The organism is Acuticoccus sp. MNP-M23, from assembly GCF_031195445.1.
Lineage (GTDB): Bacteria > Pseudomonadota > Alphaproteobacteria > Rhizobiales > Amorphaceae > Acuticoccus.
This window is the reverse complement of the sequence record NZ_CP133480.1, coordinates 2402064-2418902: the sequence shown is the minus strand read 5'-3', so window position 1 is coordinate 2418902 and position 16839 is coordinate 2402064. Positions and strand designations below refer to the sequence as shown.

Here is a 16839-nt window from a genome sequence, read left to right as displayed (position 1 = left end):
CGATTTCTTGCTAACGTCGAACTATAAAGTCTGAAAACAGACAATAACGGAGGAAACGAAACCATGAAGAGAACAGTTCTCGCAGCCCTTGCCACGGCATTCCTGTCCACCACGGCTTTTGCCGGCGATGTGCGGGTGATGTGGTATTCCGATGGCGTCGAAGGCGAAGTGATCCAGGACCTTCTGAACCGGTTCATGGAAGAAAACCCGGACATCAACGTCACGCTCGACAACGTGGCCTACAAGGTGATCCAGGAGCAGCTGCCGATCCAGCTTCAGGCCGGCGAAGGGCCCGATATCGCCCGCGTCACCAACATCAAGGAACAGGCGGGCCACTGGCTCGACCTCACCCCCTACCTCGAAAACCCGGACGACTGGCGCGAGAATTTCGGCGCCCAGCTCGACTGGATGCGCCCCGATGGCTCCGACATCATTCCGGGCTTCATGACCCAGCTCACGCTGGTCGGCGGCTTCGCCAACAAGACGCTGTTCGAGCAGGCAGGCGTGGAAATGCCCGGCCAGGGCGCCACGTGGGATGACTGGGTGGACGCCTCCGCCAAGGTCGCCGCCGACCAGGAGCTTGAAGCCGCGTTCGCCATCGACCGTTCCGGCCACCGCATTTCGGGCCCGAACGTCTCCTACGGCGCCAACTACATCGGCGCGGACGGGATGCCCGCCCCGGTTGACGACGGCGTGAAGACGTTCGCCACCAAGCTCGTCGACTGGACCAACGACGGCAAGATGCTGAAGGACGTGTGGGTGTCGGCCGCAGGCTCCACCTACCGCGCCGCGGCGGACGACTTCATCAACGCCGCAATCCCGATGTATTATTCGGGCTCGTGGCAGATCGCCAACCTCTCCACCAAGATCGGCGACATGTTCGACTGGGTGGCCATCGGCTCGCCCTGCGGCACCGACGCCTGCTCCGGCCTTGCCGGCGGCGCCGCGCTGGTCGCGATCAAGTACACCAAGAACCCCGAGGACGTTGCCAAGGTGATGGAATTCCTCGCCCGGCCGGAAGTCGTGAAGGAATTCTCCGAGCGTACCCTGTTCCTGCCCGCCCACGCCGGCGTGGTGTCGGACGGCGGGCTCGAGTGGCAGACCGAGGACAAGAACGTCGCCGCAGCGCTCGGCAAGTTCGTTGAGGCCTCCGCCGAGGTGGCCCCCAACGCAGCCGCGCTCCCGGCATGGAAGTGGGCCAACGTCTACTACGGTGCGCTCGTCACCCGCATCAGCCAGGTGATGGCCGGCGAGCTGACCCTGGACGACGCCTTCGCGCGGATGGACCAGGACATCGCCGATCAGGTCGCGCAGGCCCAGCAGTAGGCCGTTGGCGACCACCCTACAAAAAGCCGGCGCAATCCTGATTGCGCCGGTGACGGCGGGCCTGTCGCTGATCGACCGGCCGCTGCGCGCGTGGCAGAAGAAGACCGGCCACGGCGGGATGGCGGCCGTCTTCCTCTTGCCCAACATGGCGATCTTCGGGATCTTCGTGCTGTTCCCGCTCGCCGTGAACTTCATCTACTCGATGACCGGCGGAACGGCGCTCTTCCTGGCCGACCGCAGCTTCGTCGGCGCCCAGCACTACGAGCGCCTCGCCGACTGCACCAACTACCTCGACACCGCCACCTGCAAGGACGACATGTTCTGGAACGCGGTCTGGAACACGGCGACCTTCGTCGTCGTCCAGGTCGCGCTCCTCACCGTGGTCGCGATGACGACCGCCCTCATCCTCAACCGCGACCTGCGCGCACGCTCCTTCTGGCGAGCGGTGTTTTTCTTTCCTGTCCTTCTGTCGCCCGTGGTGGTGGGCCTCATCTGGCGCTGGATCCTGCAGCGCGAGGGGCTTCTCAACCTCGTGGTCGTCGGCATGGGCGGCGACCAGACCAACTGGCTGACCGACCGCAATTTCGCCTTCGCCGCCGCCGTGGGCGTCTCGATCTGGGCCCACGTCGGCTTCTACGCCCTCATTCTTCTGGCGGGCCTCCAGGCGATCCCCAAGGACCTGTACGAGGCGGCCGAGATAGATGGCACGCGCCCGGCTCGCGTCTTCTGGCGCATCACGCTGCCGCTTCTGGCGCCCAACCTTCTGGTCGTCATCGTGCTGGCGCTGATCCGCGCCGTGCAGGTGTTTGACGAGGTGTATGTGCTGACAGGCGGCGGACCCGGCACCTCCACCATGTACCTCACCCAGTACATCTACGAGATCGGCTTCGCCTCGATCCTGCGCAACCCCGGCCTTGCCGCCGCGGCCTCCATCATGATGGGCGGCGTTCTGGTGGTGCTGACGGTGATGCAGCTCGGCCTCTCCCGCCGCAACAACAGGCCCGGCCGATGAGTGCGGCGCTGCGCTTCCTCACCCGCCGCCGCGGCCATGGCGGCCGCTGGCACTGGACGGACGTGTTCACCACCGTGTGGCTGTTCGGCGGGCTCATCATCATGTTCGGGCCGGCGCTGTGGCTGGTGGGCTCCTCGTTAAAGAGCCCGGCACAGCTTGCCGAGTTCCCGCCGACGCTCCTGCCCTACGTCAGCCAGGCCGTCACCGTGCCCGGCTACGACAAGCCGCTCGACCTTTACGATGTGACCATGGAGGACGGCACCACCCGCCGCCTCGCGCAGATCCGCCGTGTCGGCACCATGGCGCAGATGGTCGACCCCGCCGCGCCGGACGAGAAGATCCGCGTCAACATCAAGCAGCGCACCCCCGCGCGCGAGGTCGGGTTCGCCACGGAGAACTACACCGAACCGTTCCAGCGGCTCGACTTCGTGCGCTACCTCTGGAACTCCGTCTTCGTCACCGTGATGGCGACGCTGATCACCCTCCTCACCAATTCCATGGCCGCCTTCGCCCTGTCGAAGTACGAGTTCCGCGGCCGCGGCGCTGTGATGGGGATCATCCTTGCCACCCTGATGGTGCCGCTGTCGGTGATCCTCGTCCCGCTCTATTCGGTGATTTCGGGCCTTGGCCTCACCAACACTCTGTGGGGCGTCATCCTCCCCACCGTCGCCACGCCCACCGGCGTCTTCCTGCTGCGCCAGTACATGCTCACCATTCCGGACGAGCTTCTCGACGCAGCGCGCATGGACAAGGCGAGCGAGTGGCAGATCTACTGGCGGATCGTTTTGCCGCTGACGGCGCCTGCGCTGGCCGTGCTCGCGATCTTTTCGGTCGTCTGGCGCTGGAACGACTTTCTGTGGCCGCTCATCGTCCTCTCACGGCAGGAACTCTACACCCTGCAGGTGGGGCTGTTCTCGTTCTCGGGCGAGCTGAACGTCCAGTGGCATTACATCCTGGCGATGACGGTGGTGACGATGATCCCCGTGGTGCTGGTCTTCGTATTCCTCCAGCGCTTCATCACCACCGGCATTGCCGGTGCCGGCCTCAAGTAGGAGTTTTCGCATGGGCCGCATCCAGCTCAACGGCATCACCAAGGAGTTTGGCAGCGTTAAGGTGCTGCACGGGATCGACCTCGAAGTGGAGGAAGGCGAGCTCATCGTGTTCGTCGGCCCGTCCGGCTGCGGCAAGTCCACGCTGCTCAGGCTGATTTCCGGGCTCGACAGGCCGACCGCCGGCGAAATCCTGATCGACGGCAAGGACGTCACCACCGTCAACGCCGCCGACCGGGGGCTCGCCATGGTGTTCCAGTCCTACGCGCTCTACCCGCACATGAGCGTGTGGCAGAACATGGCGTTCGGCCTCCAGAACGAGCACCTGCCCAAGGCCGAGATCCGCGAGCGCATTGCCGAAGCGGCGCGGCTCCTGGAGATCGAGCCGCTCCTGGAGCGCCGCCCCGGCCAGCTTTCGGGCGGGCAGCGCCAGCGCGTCGCCATTGGCCGCGCGATCGTGCGCGAGCCCACCGCCTTCCTGCTCGACGAACCGCTCTCCAATCTCGACGCGGAACTGCGCGTTTCCATGCGCGCCGAACTTGCAGCCCTCCACGCCCGCCTCGGCAAGACGATGATCTACGTCACGCATGACCAGATCGAGGCGATGACGCTGGCCTCGCGCATCGTCGTTCTGCGCGCGGGCCGGATCGAGCAGGTCGCCACACCGCTGGATCTTTTCAATGCCCCGGTGAACCGCTTTGTCGCGGGCTTCATCGGCGCGCCGACCATGAACCTCCTCCCCGGCCGCATCGAAGGCAATGGCGAAGCCGGCGCGCGCCTCTCCTTCGTCGGCGATGCCCATGTCGACGTGCCGCTGCGCCGGGCGCTGCGTGAAGGTGAGGCGGTGACGGTGGGGATCCGCCCCCAGCACATGCGGCTCGTGGATGCGGCCGACGCGCGCGCCGTCCACGCGACGGTGACACTGGTGGAGGCACTGGGCACCGAAACCGTGGTTCACGCCCGAACGCCGTCCGGCGCACTGCTTCTGGCGGTTCTGCCCGGGCAGGCGAAGGTGGCGCGCGGCGATGCCATTGCGCTTGGATACGATGCCGCAGACGTTCACGTCTTTGATGGCGAGGACCTTTCCGTCACCGCAAGGACCGCCTGAACGGTCCGGCAGCCCGCCGGATCTGCGGCACAACATCTCACATGGCGGTTGAGACCGCTGTCCTATGGCGCCCGCGCCGGAGGTCAAGGCTGGCAGGCGCTGGGGATCGCATCACATGGGACATCAAAGCGCCGACCCCCGGCGCAAAACCCAGAACGGGAGCGACACCCATGCGATCACGCCTTGCCGCACTCAGCCTTGCCACGGCCCTTGTCCCCGCCTTTGCCATGGCGCAGACCACGCAGCCGGTGGAACAGTCGGCCGCCAACGCGCCTGACCAGTCCCCGGCCTTCGAACGCCAGACGCGCGCCCCCCAGTCCGACATCCAGCCCGCCATCAGCAGCGAAACCGTTGCCGAAGGCCTGCCCAAGCTGTGGGGCATGGAGTTCCTGCCGGACGGGCGGATGCTGATTACCGCCAAACAGGGCACCATGCACATCGTCGGCACCGACGGGTCGGCTGGTCCCGAGATCGAAGGCGTGCCGCGCGTCATGTCCGACGGTCAGGGCGGCTTGCTGGACGTGGCGCTCAGCCCCGACTTTGCCAGCGACAACATGGTCTACATCTCGTTTGCCGAACCGCGCGGTGCGGAAGGCAACGCCACGAGCGTCGCGCGCGGCACGCTGGAGATGGGCGATGGCAACGAGGCGACGCTGAACGGCGTGGAAGTCATCTTCCGCCAGACGCCGGCGTACAGCGGCACCAAGCACTTCGGCTCGCGGCTTGCGTTTGCGCCGGACGGCAAGCTCTTCATCACCGTTGGCGAGCGGTCCGATACGCCGATCCGCGATCAGGCGCAGGACCTGACGTCCGGCCTCGGCAAGGTCTTCCGCGTCAATCCGGACGGGTCGGTGCCGCAGGACAACCCGTTCGCCGAGCACGCGTCCATCCAGCCGGAAATCTGGTCCTACGGGCACCGCAACCTTCAGTCCGCCATCGTCAATTCAGCCGGCGAACTGTGGACGGTCGAGCACGGCCCGCGCGGCGGCGACGAGCTGAACAAGCCGCAGCCCGGCATCAATTATGGCTGGCCTGTGATCACCTACGGCATCCAGTATAACGGCGCGCCGGTGGGCAAGGGCATCACCGCCATGGAGGGCATGGAACAGCCCGTCTATTATTGGGACCCGGTGATCGGCCCCGCCGGCATGGCCGAATATACCGCCGATGCGATCCCCGAATGGCAGGGGGCCTACCTTGTGGGCGGTCTCGTCACCAAGGGTCTCGTGATCCTCAAGGTCGGCGATGACGGGCGCGTCGTCACCGAGGACCGTGTCCCCCTCAACCAGCGGATCCGCGACGTGAAGGTGGGGCCGGATGGTGCGGTCTATGCCGTCACCGAGGAGCGTGGGGCGAACAAGAGCACCATCGTCCGTCTGACGAAGGACGGCAGCTGACCTCTTGCCAAGCGGTGCCGATGGGGCGTCTAGTTTCGCAAACGAGTGACGGAACAGCCCCATCGACGCCATCCTGCCTTTCGTCGGCCTTCTGATCCTGGCCGTGACCTTTGCCGCCTTCGCCCTGGAAGTGATGCCGCCAAGCGGCGTTGCCGTGGCGGGGGCGGCTTCTTTTGTGGCGCTGGGGGTGCTTTCCATCGATGACGTGGCCGGGGTGCTGGCCTCCCCGGCCCTTCTTACCATTGCGGCCATGTTCGTCATTTCCGGCGCTCTGGTGCGCACCGGCACGCTGGAGTGGGTGGCCGGCTTTGTCACCAAGCGCGCTGAATCCCGGCCGGGCGTCGCCATCGCGCTCATTTTGGGCGGAACGCTGGTGGCGTCCGCGTTCGTCAACAACATGCCTGTGGTGCTGGTGCTGATCCCGGTGATGCTGCGGCTGGCCGCCACCGCCAAAATCGCACCGACGCGGTTGCTGATTCCCCTCTCCTACGCTGCGGTGCTGGGCGGCACCTGCACGCTCATCGGCACCTCCACCAACCTCGTGGTGGCAGGCGTTGCGGTTGAACAGGGGCTGGCGCCGTTTTCCATTTTCGAGATCACGCCCATCGGCATTGCCGCCAGCATGGCCGGGCTTGCCACCATGGCGCTTCTGGCGCGCTTCGTGCTGCCGGCACGGGGCAACGCCTCGGGCGATCTGGATGCCGACGACCGCAGCGCCTTCCTCAGCGAAATCACCCTCACCGCGGACTATGCCGGCCTTGGCGACACGGTTGCAGCGCAAGGCCTCTTCAAGCCGGAGGGAATCGCGCTGCAGGCGCTGGTGCGCGGCGGCGAGCAGATCCGCCACGATTTTGAGGAGTATACGCTGGAGGCCGGCGACCGGTTCGTGATTGCCGCCACCCGCGAAGAGATCCTGAGCCTTTCCGCCGTGGAAGGTATCCACGTGGGCAAGGACCGGGGCGGCTTTTCCGAAGATGCCGTGGTGGTGGAGGCCTTTCTGGCACCAGGCCGCCGGGGTCTGCGCGAACGGCTTGCCAGCCTGCCGCTGCTTCATGGGCGCGACATCGCCATCCTTGGCGTCAACCGCGACCGGCACCTCCCCGGCCGCAGCCTGAACGACGTGATGCTGCGCCCGGCCGACCGGTTGATGGTGCGCGCCGAACCCGATGCCGTCGCACGGCTCAGCCGCAGCCACACCTTCGTCAGCCTCACCCGCACCGAAACGCGGCCCTTCCGCCGCGGCCGCGCGCCGGTCGCCATCGGCGCCGCTGCCGCGGTTGTGGTGCTGGCGGCGCTGGGGGTGGCCCCCATCGGCGCGCTGGCCCTCATTGCGGTGGCCGCGCTTCTGCTTCTGCGCTGCATTGACGCCGAGGAGGCATGGAGCGCCATCGACGGCAGCCTGCTGGTGCTGATTTTCGGGATGCTGGTGATCGGGCTCGGACTTCAGCAATCGGGCGCGATCGACATCATCCTGTCAGCCGTCGGTCCGTGGTTTGCCAGTGCGCCCCCGTTCCTGTTCATCATCGCACTCTACGCGCTCACGTCGGTGATGACGGAGCTTGTCACCAACAACGCCGTGGCGGTGATCGTGACACCCATTGCGGTGGCACTGGCGCTGGAGGCCGGCATCGACCCCCGCGCCGCCGTGGTTGCGGTGATGGCCGCGGCCTCGGCCAGCTTCGCGACCCCGGTGGGCTACCAGACCAACACGCTGGTATACGGCGCCGGCGACTACCGCTTCGCCGATTTCCTGAAGATCGGCATTCCCATGAACATCACCGTGGGCCTTGCCAGCAGCACCGTCATCTACTGGCTCTGGCTCTAGGCTCCGGACCCAATCAGGGCTGGGCCTGGGGTTCGGCCGCCTCAATCAATCAGCGAGCGGCCGGTCATCGCGTCCGGTTGCGCAACGCCCATCAGCGCCAGCAGCGTCGGCGAGAGGTCGGCCAGAGTGCCATCGTGGATGGATGTGACGCCATCTGCCATCACCACCACCGGCACGGGGTTGAGCGTGTGCGCGGTGTGGGGCCCGCCGGTTTCCGGGTCGATCATCGTTTCGCAGTTGCCATGGTCGGCGGTGACGATCAGCGCGCCGCCCTGCCCTTCGATGGCGGCCATCACCTTGCCCAGCGCACCGTCCACCGTCTCCACCGCCTTTATGGCCGCGGGAAGGCTGCCGGTGTGGCCCACCATGTCCGGGTTGGCAAAGTTGACGACCACCAGATCGTAGGTGCCGCCCTCGATGGCGGCGAGCAGCTTTTCGGTCAGCTCCGGCGCCGACATTTCGGGTTGAAGGTCGTAGGTGGCGACCTTCGGCGAAGGCACCATCACGCGGTCTTCGCCGTCGAACGGCGCCTCGATGCCGCCATTGAGGAAGTAGGTGACGTGCGGGTATTTTTCCGTTTCCGCCATGTGGATCTGCGTCTTGCCAGCGGCTGACACGGTCTCCGACAGACCGTCGGCAAGGTTCTGCGGGTCGAACAGGGTCTGCATCACAGGGTCGAGCGCCTTGCCGTAGGAGACCATGCCGATCGCCTTGGCAAAGTCCGTCACCTTGTCCCGCGCCCAGCCATCGAAACCGGGCAGGAGCAGCGCGTCGAGGATCTCGCGGGCACGGTCGCCGCGGAAATTGAGGAAGAGCAGCGCGTCGCCGTCGCTGGTGCCGGCATAGTCTCCGATGGCGGTGGGGGCGATGAACTCGTCCGTGGTGTCGGCGGCGTAGGCGGCGCGAATGGCCTCGTCCGCCGTCGCTGCCCGCTCACCTTTCGCGCTGACAATCACGTCGTAGGCGCGCGAGACACGCTCCCACCGCTTGTCCCGGTCCATGGCGAAATAGCGGCCGCTGACAGTGCCGATGGCAACGCCTGCCGGCAGCGCCTTCTCCACGGCGGCCATAAAATCCCCGGCACCACGGGGCGCGGTGTCCCGCCCGTCGGTGAAGGCATGGAGCACCACCTTCACCCCCTGTTCGGCGAGGATCTTCGCAACCGCGACGGCGTGGTCCTGATGGGCGTGGACGCCGCCGGGCGAGACGAGGCCCATCAGGTGGACCCTGCCGCCGGTCTCCTTCACGCGGGCGGCAAGGCCGGTCGCCTCGATGCGGGCGGCCAGATCGCCGGATTTGATGGCGTCGTCGATCCGCGGCAGTTCCTGCTTCACCACGCGGCCTGCGCCGATGTTGAGGTGGCCGACCTCCGAATTGCCCATCTGGCCTTCCGGCAGACCCACAGCGGGGCCGCAGGTGATGAGGAAGGCGTGCGGGTTTTCCGCGTACAGCCGGTCGAAGTTGGGCGTGTCGGCCTGGAGGACGGCGTTGCCCTCCCGTTCCTCGTGCCAGCCCCAGCCGTCGAGGATCATCAGCATCGTGGGCGTCGGCATGGGCTTGTCTCCGTTGTTCTCCCCCGGATCTAATGTGTCCGCGGCCAAAGCGGAACACCGATCATCCCATCAGGCTCGGCAGCCACAGCGCGATGCCGGGGACCGCGAGGATGAGACCGACCCGAACGATGTCGGCCACCACAAACGGCACCACGCCGCGGAAGATGGCCCCCAGCGGCACATCCGGCATGACGGATTTCAGCACGAACACGTTGAGGCCGACGGGGGGTGTGATGAGGCTGATTTCGGTCATCACCACCACAAGAATGCCGAACCAGACGAGATCGAACCCGAGCGCCTGCACGATGGGCGCGAAGATCGGCACCGTAAGGAGGATCATGGACAGCGATTCCAGCACCATCCCGAGAAGGAGGTAGATGACGAGGATCAGCGCCAGCACCGCATAGGGCGGCAGCGCGGCGCTCTCCAGAAAGCCGCTGAGCGCTGCCGGCAACCCTGCAATATTGACGAAGTTGGCGAAGATCAGCGCCCCGGCGAGGATGGTGAACATCATGGTGGTGGTGGATGCCGTCTCCGCCAGCGCTTCGCCGAAGGCCGCCAGCGTGAGTTTCCCGCTGAACAGCGCAATCAGGAAGGCGCCGAACGCGCCGACGCCGGCGGCCTCGGTGGCGGTGAAGATACCGGCATAGATGCCGCCGATCACCAGAACGAACAGCGCAAGGATGCCGAGGACGCCGCGAGTGGCGACGAGTTTTTGCGCCATGGTGGTGCTGGGGCCGCGCGGGCCTGCGGCGGGGTTGATGGCGCAGGTGGCCCGCACTGCCGCCATGTAGAAGAGGATGCCGAGCGCGCCGGGCAGGATGCCCGCGATGAACAGCGCGCCGATGTCGGTGTTGGTGGTGACGCCGTAGATGACGAGAATGACAGAAGGCGGAATGAGGATGCCGAGCGTGCCGCCCGCCGCAATCACCCCGGCGGCCAGGCTGTCCGACGTGCCGTACTGGCGCATGGAGGGCAGCGCCACCTTGCCGATGGTGGCCGCTGTGGCGAGTGACGAGCCGCACACCGCCGAAAAGCCGCCGCAGGCAACGGCTGTCGCCATCGCAAGACCGCCTCGCCGCGCGCCAAGCCACGAATAACAGGCGGCATAGAGCTTGTCGGACAGCCCGGCGCGGGTGACGAAATTGCCCATGAGGATGAACAGCGGTACCACCGACAGCGTGTAGGAAAGGCCGGTGTCGAACAGCGTTTGCCCCGCAATCGACAGTGCGCCGCGCGGGCCGAGGATCAGCACCAGTCCGGCCGTTCCGACAAGCCCCATGGCAAAGGCGATGGGAACGCCCACGAAAATGAGTGCCAGAAGCGCGAGGAGGCCCGGCACCCACGGCTCGATCCCGCTCACGGGCGAACCGCCATCCGCCCGAGTTTCCACAGGCCAACCAATGCAGCGACTGCGGCAAGCCCCGCCAGCGCAAACGCCACCGGCGCCAGCGGGATGTGGAGGAGCACCGTGCTGTCGCCGAAGCGGGCAAGGCTTGCGCCCCGCTGGTAGAGAAGCCAGGCCGCGCCCGCCAGCAGCACCGCGACCAGAAGGTCGCTGAACACATCGAGCGCCAGTTGCAGACGGCGGGGCAACCGGTCGACCAACAGGCGGACGGAGACGTGCTCGCCGCGCGCTGTGACAATGGGCAGACCGGCAAAGATCGCCAGCGCCAGCATCACTTCGGTCGCCTCGAAGGCACCGGCCACCGGGGCGGCGAAAATGTAGCGGCCGATCACGTCGACCACCGTCAGCATCATCATCGCAACAAGGAGAATGCCGGCGGCTGCCATGAGGAGCCACCGGCCGATGGGTTGGAAAGACATTTGTGCGCTGTTCAGGAGCCGGCTTTTTCCTTCAGCGCCGCAAGCGCTGCTGCACCGTCAATGCCCTTGGCCTCGGCGGCATCGAGAAACACCTTGTCGATGCCTTCCATCTTGCCTTCGATCTCACCCATGAAATCGTCCGAGGCGGTGGAGATGTCCATTCCTGCGGCCTTCATGGCCTCCTGGCCGGCCGCATCGGCGGCATCCCAGGCCTGTCCCGCCCGGCGGGCCAGCGCCTCGCCGGACACACCGTCGATCGCCGCCTTGTCCGCATCGGACAGGTCGTCCCAGGTGCCCTCGTTCATGATCATGAAGAAGGAGGTGTTGTAGAGGCCGCCGGGCACGTCGACGCCATGCTTCAACACGCTGTCGATCTTGAAGAAGGGCACGGACTCCGGCGGAAAGAGAATGCCGTCGGCGACGCCGTTGGAGAGGATCTCGTAGACTTGCGGGCTGGGCGCGGAAACCGGCACGATGCCGAGCCGCTGGGCAACCATGTTGGCAAGGCCGCCGCCCACGCGCATCTTCTTGCCCTCAAGATCGGCCACCGAGCCGACCGTCGCGCTGGTCGTGTAGATGTTGCCGGGGCCGTGGACCCACACGGCGAGCAGGTGGACGCCCTTGTGCTCGTCGGCGGGCGCCAGAAATTCGTCCTGCACATTCTGGTAGGCGACGGACAGCGCCTCGGAGCTGTCCGTCAGGAACGGAAGCTCGGCAATGGTGGTGAGGCCGAAGCGGTTGGGCGTGTAGCCGTGAACGCCGAAGCCGATATCGGCCGCACCGTCGGCCACGAGGTCGTACTGCGCGGGCGGCTTGCCGATGGGGGCGGCCATCACCTCCACGGCCACCCGCCCTTCGGTCGCCTCGGACACCGCCTCGCCCCAGGGGATGATGATATCGCGCACGATGGGGTGGCTCGGCGGCAGCCAGTTCGAGACGGTGAGCGTGGTGTCGGCAGCGAGTGAAGCCGCAGGGAGTGCCGCAGCGATGACAGCGGCGGCGCCGATTGTGCGCAGGATTGACATGGCGCAAGACCTCGTTCGTTTGCGGTTCCGCGCGACATAAGGATGCAGCCGCGACAAACCTTCCGGGTTGAGGTTATTCACGATCCGCGCCATCTGTCGACGGTTCCCCGCACGAGGGGGCCGCCGCGCTTTCGTGAAACGCGCCCTGATCGTCGCAGGGCTTTGTCGCGACTCGAAAGTTGCGCAGTTGCTGCTATTTTGGATCCCATGGACGCACAAGCCTACGCCCCCCCTGCCGCTGACACCGCGGATGCCGCGCAAAAGCCACGCCCGGCGCCCCATTCGGGCCTGCCCGGCGCCGTGCCCAAGGGCCACCCGCGGGTAGATTTCGGGCGGATCGGCGTCCTGCTCGTCAACCTCGGCACGCCCGAGGCGACGGATTACTGGTCGATGCGGCGCTATCTGCGCGAATTTCTGTCCGACCGGCGCGTGATCGAAGTGCCGCGCGCGGTGTGGTGGCCGCTCCTCAACCTCGTGATCCTGACCACGCGCCCCAAGCGCTCGGGCCGCGCCTACGATGAGGTGTGGAACAAGGAGCTGGACGAATCCCCGCTGAAGACGATCTCCCGCAGCCAGTCCGACAAGCTTTCCGAGCTGATGGGCGACGAGCCGAAGATCGACGTGGAATGGGCCATGCGCTACGGCCTGCCCCCCATCGAGGAAAAGCTGAAGGCCCTGCAGGAGCGCGGTTGCGAGCGCATCCTGATCATGCCGCTCTACCCGCAATATTCGGCAGCCACCACGGCAACGGTGAACGACAAGTCGTTCGAGGCGCTGATGAAGCTCCGCTGGCAGCCTGCGCTGCGCACCGTGCCCCAATATTGTGACGACCCGGTCTATATCGACGCGCTGGCCCGTTCGCTGGAGGACCACCTCGCCAGTCTCGACTTCGAGCCGGAGCTGGTGGTCACGTCCTATCACGGCCTGCCGAAGGATTATCACCTCAAGGGCGACCCCTACCACTGCCACTGCTACAAGACATCCCGCCTCCTGCGCGAACGGCTGGGCTGGCCCGAAGAAAAACTGATGGTGACGTTCCAGTCCCGCTTCGGCTCGGCCGAATGGCTGCAGCCTTACACCGACGAGACCATCAAGGGCCTTGCCCGCAAGGGTGTGAAGCGGCTTGCCGTGATGACCCCCGGCTTCGTCGCCGATTGTCTGGAGACGCTGGAAGAGATCGGCGGCGAGAATGCCGAGTATTTTTACGAGGAAGGCGGCGAAAAATTTTCCGCCGTGCCCTGCCTCAACGATTCGGACCACGGAATGCGTGTGATCGAACACGTCGTCCGCCGCGAACTGATGGGCTGGATCTGACCGCACCAATTGGAGGCGGCGGGCAGGATCGCGCCGGGCTGCTCATGAATGTCCGGCAGAAGCCTCTCATTCACGCGGCAGCGTGACTGTGACCGGAGGCCCGGCGCCGTGCACGCTGTCCACCGCCCACACCGATACCGTGGCGGTCCCGGTGGGAACCGCAACGCCGCCAAGGCTGCGGGTAAAGGGATGTACGTTCACATGCGGATGGTGGAGCGTGCGCGTGCCGAACAAGGTTGCAGCGTCGGCGCCAACCACGAAGGCATTGGCGTAGTGGTCCCAGCCGGTGTCGGCATGGCGGACCGTCACGTCGAACCGAAAGGTGCCGGCGCCGTCCGGCCGTACGACGACGCCTTCCACCACCGCCTCACCCGCGCGTGCCGGTCCCGATACGACCAGAAAAGCGATGACGCACGCGAGCACGAAAAATCCGTTCATGGGGCCTCCTTTGCGGCGTTGCCGGTGAGCGGCGTGACCCGGCGCAAGGTGAGATTGTAGCGACCGCCGCCCGCAAGCAGCGTCGAAGAACCGCTCAGCACACGGTCGATCCCATGGTAGATCAACCGAGCCGGACCGCCGAACACGATCACGTCTCCGCTCTTGAGGCGCAGCGAGGTGGTCTTGCCGCCGCGCACCGTGCCGCCGAGACGGAAGACGGCACTGTCCCCCAGCGAAACGGACACCACGGGGGCGGCAAACTCGGCCTCGTCGCGGTCCTGGTGAAGGCCCATTCTGGCGCCGGCGGGATAGTGGTTGATGAGGCAGGCTTCCGCGGGCGCGCCCACTGCCGCAACGTCGTCCCACAGCGCAAGGAGCGCATCCGGCATCGGCGGCCACGGCGCGCCGGTCTCCGGGTGGCATGGCTGGTAGCGGTAGGATGTTTTGTCGGACACCCAGCCGAGCGGACCGCAATTGGTCATCCGCACCGAAAAGGGTTTGCCCGTCCGCGGCATCCGCGGCGTGAAGAAGGGCGCGGCATCCACCACGGCAGATACGGCGCCAACCAGCGCACGCTGGGCGGAAGCGTCAAAGTAGGCGGGCCAGTAGCAGACGCCCTCTATCCCCGTCTCGACCATCACATCTTGCCCCGCGATAACGCCGCGCTCCGTCCCAGGGCGCGAAACATGCCAGATGAGATCACAATTCGTTCAACGCGAAAATCCGTTGCAATCGAGCGCCAACCCCTTAAATGCGGCGCAGACCCGCCATAGTTGCTATGGCGCCTAATTTGAAATGGAAATGTTCTATGCGCACATTCATCGCCGCAGCCGCCATCGCGTTTGCCCTCCCGGCCGCCGCCGAGTCCCTCGACGTCCCGTCGGGCACCTACGTTCTGGACAAGACGCACGCCTCGGTGGTGTGGAAGATCAATCACCTCGGTTTTTCCACCTACACCGCCATGTTCGAGCGCGCCGGCATTGATGCGACGATCACGCTCGACGCCGATGATGTCGCCAAATCATCGCTCACCGCCAGCGTCGATGTGAACGAAGTTCTGACAGGGCACACCATCGAATTCGATCCGCGCAGCATCGATTTCGACCAGGAAATCGCCTCCGACATGTTCCTGAACGCCCCGGCAACGCCGGTCGCGACGTTCGAGTCCACCGGCATCGAAGTGACCGGCGAGAACACTGCGAACATCACCGGCAACCTCACCTTGAACAACCAGACCCACCCGCTGGTGCTGGAAACCACGCTGAATGGTGCCGGGGACAACCCCATGTCCGGCGCGCCCCACATCGGCGTGACCGCAACTGGCGTGATCGACCGCACCATGTACGGCATCAACACCCTCGCCGGCCCCGTTGGCACGGACGTGACCATCGAGATCCAGGGCGAATTCGCCTACAAGGAATAGTGCGAACAGCGGAAGGTTGACGCGACCATGACCACCACAGCCGAGTTACCCTTCCGCGCCTCGCGTTACACGATGGGCGCGATCATCCTGCACTGGACGATCGCGCTCTTCATCGTCGCGCAGATTGTCGGCGGCTACGCCATGAACGACATTCTGGAACGCGGCAGCGCACAGCAATACGACCTGTTTCAGATGCACAAATCGCTCGGCATCACCATTTTGGTGCTGACGGTCGGCCGCATCATGTGGCGCCTCTTCAACCCGCCGCCCGCGGAGCCGGAATCAGTCGGCCGACGGGAGGGGATTGTCGCCCACTGGGTGCACATCCTGTTTTACGCGCTTCTCCTCATCATCCCGCTTTCCGGCTGGCTGATCATTTCTGTCTCGTCGATCCGCGTCGAAACCGTGCTTTTCTTTCAGAACTGGCTGCCCTGGCCGGACCTGCCGCTCGTGGGCGCCCTCTCCGAAGGCAGCCGCGACGTGCTTAACGAGGCCAGCGAAGAGGTCCACGGCTTCCTTGCCTACTCCACGGGCGCACTGCTGGTTCTCCACGCGGCCGGCGCCATCAAGCACCATATTGCAGACGGGAATTTTCTGACGCGCATGTCCCCCTTTGCGGGGGGCGACGGGCCGCGCAACTCCTATGGCCATGCCGTGACCTGGCTGACGATGGTCATCTTCTTCGGCGCCATTGTGGGCGCGGCAGCCTGGTCCCGCTATGGCGACGACTGGGTCGCCGGCAACGAGCCCGCCGCGACGGCGGCCACAACCTCCGTATCGCCCGATCAGGCGGCCGTGCTGGGCTCCGGCGCTATGACCGCAGCGGAAACGCCGGTGGCAATTGCCGCCGCCGCACCGGATGCCGCCCCGGCGGCCGACAGCACCCCGGCAGCCGGCACCGCCCCGGCGGCAGAGACTGCGCCGGCCGGCACTGCCCCGCTATGGACGATAGACACGTCAGCCAGCACCCTCGGCTACGCATTCATCTACCAGGACAACCGCATCACCGGCACGCTGCCCGACTTCACCGCCGAGGTGCGGTTCGACGAGAACAACCTCGCCGCCTCGTCCATCAGTGCCACCGTCGATCTTGAAAGCGTCGCCCCCGGCGAAGGCAGCCTGACGCTGACGCAGATCAAGGGCGCCGACGGGCTCGATACCGCCAAGGCGGCCACTGCCGAGTTCCGGGCCGCGACCATCGAAAAAAATGCTGACGGGGGGTTCCTCGCCCGCGGCACGCTGTCACTACGCGGCGTGGACGCTCCGGTAGACCTGCCATTCACGCTCACCCCGTCGGGCGACAACACGATTGCGGAAGGCACAGCCCGCCTCACCCGCGAGGCATTCGGCTTTGGCGAAGCATCGAGCCTGGGCGCTGCACTCGGACCCGATGTGGAGGTGCAGTTGCGCCTCGTTGCAAAGCGCGCTGACGCGGCATCGGACGCAATCGGCCGTTAACCGACACGTCTTGCGACTTGTACGCCCGTGTTCTGCGATTATATGTGCCGGTTGTAGGGGTCGCTTGCCGGCCCCCTTTCACAA

Annotated in this window: 15 protein-coding genes; 9 read left to right on the top strand and 6 right to left on the bottom strand. The window is 66.0% G+C overall.

The features are described from left to right. The first annotated feature begins 63 nt into the window (after positions 1 to 63). The 6 genes from RDV64_RS11355 (at position 64) to RDV64_RS11330 (ending at position 7717) form a co-directional block, all read left to right on the top strand. Positions 64 to 1326, top strand: a complete 1263-nt coding sequence (locus RDV64_RS11355; RefSeq protein WP_309199366.1) for an ABC transporter substrate-binding protein — start codon at positions 64 to 66, stop codon at positions 1324 to 1326. After that, positions 1301 to 2338 (top strand): sugar ABC transporter permease, encoded by a 1038-nt coding sequence (locus RDV64_RS11350; protein ID WP_309199484.1) that lies wholly within the window; start codon positions 1301 to 1303, stop codon positions 2336 to 2338. The genes RDV64_RS11355 and RDV64_RS11350 overlap by 26 nt, the downstream gene beginning before the upstream one ends. After that, positions 2335 to 3390: a carbohydrate ABC transporter permease gene (locus RDV64_RS11345; protein WP_309199365.1), complete on the top strand. Its 1056-nt coding sequence runs from the start codon at positions 2335 to 2337 to the stop codon at positions 3388 to 3390. Before RDV64_RS11350 ends, RDV64_RS11345 begins: the two co-directional genes overlap by 4 nt. 10 nt (positions 3391 to 3400) lie before the next feature. Next, the gene (locus RDV64_RS11340) at positions 3401 to 4495 is read left to right on the top strand and encodes a sn-glycerol-3-phosphate ABC transporter ATP-binding protein UgpC (protein ID WP_309199364.1); all 1095 of its coding nucleotides are present in this window, start codon (positions 3401 to 3403) and stop codon (positions 4493 to 4495) included. Between the two features lie 170 nt (positions 4496 to 4665). Beyond that, entirely contained in the window at positions 4666 to 5892 is a 1227-nt protein-coding gene (locus RDV64_RS11335; RefSeq protein ID WP_375143807.1) for a PQQ-dependent sugar dehydrogenase, read from the top strand. A gap of 103 nt (positions 5893 to 5995) precedes the next feature. Further along, on the top strand, positions 5996 to 7717 hold the full coding sequence (locus RDV64_RS11330; protein ID WP_309199363.1) for an SLC13 family permease: 1722 nt from the start codon (positions 5996 to 5998) through the stop codon (positions 7715 to 7717). Positions 7718 to 7758: 41 nt separating this feature from the next. On the opposite strand, the gene gpmI is transcribed toward RDV64_RS11330, so the two are convergent. The 4 genes from gpmI to RDV64_RS11310 form a co-directional block, all read right to left on the bottom strand. Next, positions 7759 to 9270, bottom strand: coding sequence for a 2,3-bisphosphoglycerate-independent phosphoglycerate mutase (gene gpmI, locus RDV64_RS11325; RefSeq protein ID WP_309199362.1), 1512 nt, complete (start codon positions 9268 to 9270; stop codon positions 7759 to 7761). A 61-nt stretch (positions 9271 to 9331) separates the two neighbouring features. Further along, positions 9332 to 10624 carry a TRAP transporter large permease gene (locus tag RDV64_RS11320; protein WP_309199482.1) on the bottom strand — a complete coding sequence of 431 codons (1293 nt, stop codon included), beginning with the start codon at positions 10622 to 10624 and terminating at the stop codon, positions 9332 to 9334. 5 nt (positions 10625 to 10629) lie between these two features. Continuing rightward, a complete protein-coding gene (locus RDV64_RS11315; protein WP_309199361.1) occupies positions 10630 to 11097 on the bottom strand; it encodes a TRAP transporter small permease in 468 nt (155 codons plus the stop codon). A gap of 11 nt (positions 11098 to 11108) precedes the next feature. Continuing rightward, entirely contained in the window at positions 11109 to 12122 is a 1014-nt protein-coding gene (locus RDV64_RS11310) for a TRAP transporter substrate-binding protein (protein ID WP_309199360.1), read from the bottom strand. Between the two features lie 207 nt (positions 12123 to 12329). Here RDV64_RS11310 and hemH point away from each other — a divergent pair, with 207 nt between their 5' ends. Further along, a complete protein-coding gene (gene hemH, locus RDV64_RS11305) occupies positions 12330 to 13436 on the top strand; it encodes a ferrochelatase (RefSeq protein ID WP_309199359.1) in 1107 nt (368 codons plus the stop codon). 66 nt (positions 13437 to 13502) lie between these two features. Here hemH and RDV64_RS11300 read toward each other — a convergent pair whose 3' ends face one another. Continuing rightward, on the bottom strand, positions 13503 to 13874 hold the full coding sequence (locus tag RDV64_RS11300) for a hypothetical protein (protein ID WP_309199358.1): 372 nt from the start codon (positions 13872 to 13874) through the stop codon (positions 13503 to 13505). Continuing rightward, on the bottom strand, positions 13871 to 14512 hold the full coding sequence (locus RDV64_RS11295; RefSeq protein WP_309199357.1) for an alpha-ketoglutarate-dependent dioxygenase AlkB: 642 nt from the start codon (positions 14510 to 14512) through the stop codon (positions 13871 to 13873). Before RDV64_RS11295 ends, RDV64_RS11300 begins: the two co-directional genes overlap by 4 nt. Positions 14513 to 14682: 170 nt before the next feature. On the opposite strand from RDV64_RS11295, the gene RDV64_RS11290 reads away from it, so the two are divergent. Further along, positions 14683 to 15297 carry a YceI family protein gene (locus RDV64_RS11290; RefSeq protein WP_309199356.1) on the top strand — a complete coding sequence of 205 codons (615 nt, stop codon included), beginning with the start codon at positions 14683 to 14685 and terminating at the stop codon, positions 15295 to 15297. A gap of 27 nt (positions 15298 to 15324) precedes the next feature. Beyond that, positions 15325 to 16755 (top strand): cytochrome b/b6 domain-containing protein, encoded by a 1431-nt coding sequence (locus RDV64_RS11285; protein WP_309199354.1) that lies wholly within the window; start codon positions 15325 to 15327, stop codon positions 16753 to 16755. Positions 16756 to 16839: the final 84 nt, after the last annotated feature.